Annotated in this window: 3 protein-coding genes; all 3 read left to right on the top strand. The window is 40.3% G+C overall.

The window, feature by feature from the left end; translation table 11 throughout:
• Positions 1 to 137: 137 nt before the first annotated feature.
• The 3 genes from O0J15_RS20765 to O0J15_RS20755 are packed head-to-tail and all read left to right on the top strand — an operon-like array spanning position 138 to position 2,468.
• Complete coding sequence (locus O0J15_RS20765) at positions 138 to 911, top strand: DnaD domain protein (protein ID WP_308306243.1); 774 nt, start codon at positions 138 to 140, stop codon at positions 909 to 911.
• An 11-nt stretch (positions 912 to 922) separates the two neighbouring features.
• On the top strand, positions 923 to 1,804 hold the full coding sequence (locus tag O0J15_RS20760; protein ID WP_308306242.1) for an ATP-binding protein: 882 nt from the start codon (positions 923 to 925) through the stop codon (positions 1,802 to 1,804).
• Positions 1,805 to 1,820: 16 nt separating this feature from the next.
• Positions 1,821 to 2,468, top strand: coding sequence for an ArpU family phage packaging/lysis transcriptional regulator (locus O0J15_RS20755; protein ID WP_302683629.1), 648 nt, complete (start codon positions 1,821 to 1,823; stop codon positions 2,466 to 2,468).
• Positions 2,469 to 2,489: the final 21 nt, after the last annotated feature.

Raw genomic sequence — 2,489 nt, 5'->3', positions numbered from 1 at the left:
ATACAACACTCTAAGACGTTGGGAGGAAGCGGGTCTTAAACGCTATCAACCACCCGTAGAGGATAGCCGCAAAGTGTATTATCGTATCAGTGACATTTTGGCATTTTTGGGGGTGGAAAATAATGGGAAACCGTAGAATGATAAGTAAAACTGTCACTCAAACACATCGTTTCTTACGATTGCCCCTGGAAGCCCAAGCCCTATATTTTCACCTTATACAAAATTGTGATGATGACGGGGTGGTGGAAGCATTCCCTATTATCAGAATGATAGGAGCTAGCGAGGATAATTTGGGGCTCCTAGTTGTTAAAAGGTTTGTGAAACCTCTTAACGATGAAATGGTTTATTTCGTGGTTGATTTCCACGAGCAAAACACTGTCAGAAAAGACAGATACACGCCTAGCATTTATAAAGACCTGCTAGAGCAAAACGCTGAAAACCTTATAACAGATAGCGATGACACGACTGGTAAACCACTGGTAAACCAAACGGCAACCACTGGTAGACCCAATATAAGTAAAGATAATATAAGTAAAGGTAAGGTAAGTAAGGGTAGTAGTAAGGAAACTCAAGAAGAAAAAACCACCACTACCACTGCCCCTATTTTTAGCCAAGAGTTTATCAATCTCTATCAGAGCTTTGAACAAGAGAGCGGGCGACCTTTATCAGCTATTCAACAACAAGAACTAGGCTATATGCTAGACGAGTTTAACGCCGACTTGATCTATGAGGCGTTAAAAGAAGCCGTCAATCAAGGAAAGGTGAACTTTGCATATATCAAGGCCATTCTTACACGCTGGAAGCAAGATAACTTACTAACCGTTGACTTAGTTCGCAACTCAAAAGCGAACCGTAACAAAAAGGCAGAGGAAGACGCGCTGACAAGTAGCCTTCCACCGCTGCCATTTTAAAGGGGGTATCTATGACTAAAGAAACAGAAACGGCTATTGAAAATCCTAATTATCTTGCAATGTTTAAAAGAGTAGTGACACTGGATGAAGTTTGTCCAGTCCACAACGTCCATTATCAGCAGCTTAATAAAGCGGTTTTAATTGCAGGCGAGAATAAACCTCGACAGCCAAAGCCTTATTGTCCTGTTTGTGTCAAAGAGGGCATTTCTCAAAAGGAACTGTCCGAGATTGAGGAAAGCCAAAATCAAGGTTTATATCTCAAAACTTATAATATCCTCGAAAGTAAAAGCACTGTTCCCAAGGAGCTGAAAGCAGCAACCTTTGATAACTTTATTGCTGAGACCCCAGAGGAAAAGCAACTCTTAGATTTTGCTAAGGGGCAAGTCCTAAAGTACCTGGACGGTATGGCAGGAAATACGCTTATAACGGGCAATACTGGGATAGGAAAGAGCCACCTATCTTATGCCATGGCCAAAGCGATTAACGAGGGCTATCGGGCTAAGAATGAGCCTAAGAGTGTCTTGTTTATCAGCCTTACCGAAATCATCAAGGAAATCAAAAACGGTTGGAATTATGGCCGCCATGCTAGCTTAACAGAGCATGAGGCGTTAAACCTCATGACAAGCGTTGATTATCTGATACTGGATGACCTAGGCGCAAAGAACGCTGAGATTAAGCCAAAAGGCGACTGGGAGCAAGATTTTCTGTTTGATATTCTCAATAACCGAGATACTACGATCATCAACACTAATTTAAGCGGTGATGAACTTAGAAAGGTTTACAATGAGCGCAATACAAGCAGAATTTTGAAAGGTCTTGACGGTAATTCATTCAAGGTCTTTGGCATCAAGGATAAGCGCTATAACATTAGCGCCTTGAAACAAAAGAGCTAGAAAGAGAGGTGCTTAAATGGCCTTTACTTTCTCGAAAGAGCTCACTGACTACTATCAAGCAGATACTGCCGCTACTGCTATTCATGGTTTTATATCGGGCTTGTATGAGCAACCAATGATTAGTATCACTTTAAAAAACAGCACCCCAAGATCTAAAAAGTATATGCTAAGCGTTGAATATGAGGCGAAACAAAGCCTTGACAACGCTTTTGAGCGTATATGTAATGGCGTTAAAGATTTTAATAAGGCCAGAGCATTAAGCGCTGAGCTTGATAAACGACAAACTATAAACAATGCTAAAAGTATGCTTAATGTTTATAGACGTATGGAAAGGATAGCAGGTAGCCCCTACGATCCTAACGCAAATAGAACAAGTAATAACGCCTTAAACCTCGATATTTCAGCTCTTGAAAATACTCGACAAAACAGAAAATTCATTGCTGAGTTAGAAAGAGACTGCATGAGAGAGGCAATCGAAAAAATTCAACCCCAAGAACTAAAGACAATCTTAGTTGAAAAATACTGCATACCAATCAAGAAAAGTAACATAGAACTCTATTACGACTTAGGACGTTCTGAAAGCGCCTTTTATCGTGTTCTTGATGATGCACTACTGAAGTTCGCAGCAATCTACAAAAACGGAAAACTATTAGCTTTTCTATAAACAAGAAAGAGAGACTAAAAA

The sequence above is a fragment of the Stenotrophomonas sp. Sm10 genome (genome assembly GCF_030985515.1).
Lineage (GTDB): Bacteria > Pseudomonadota > Gammaproteobacteria > Xanthomonadales > Xanthomonadaceae > Stenotrophomonas > Stenotrophomonas hibiscicola.
The sequence above is the reverse complement of the archived record's forward strand: the minus strand, read 5'-3'. Positions and strand labels throughout refer to the sequence as shown.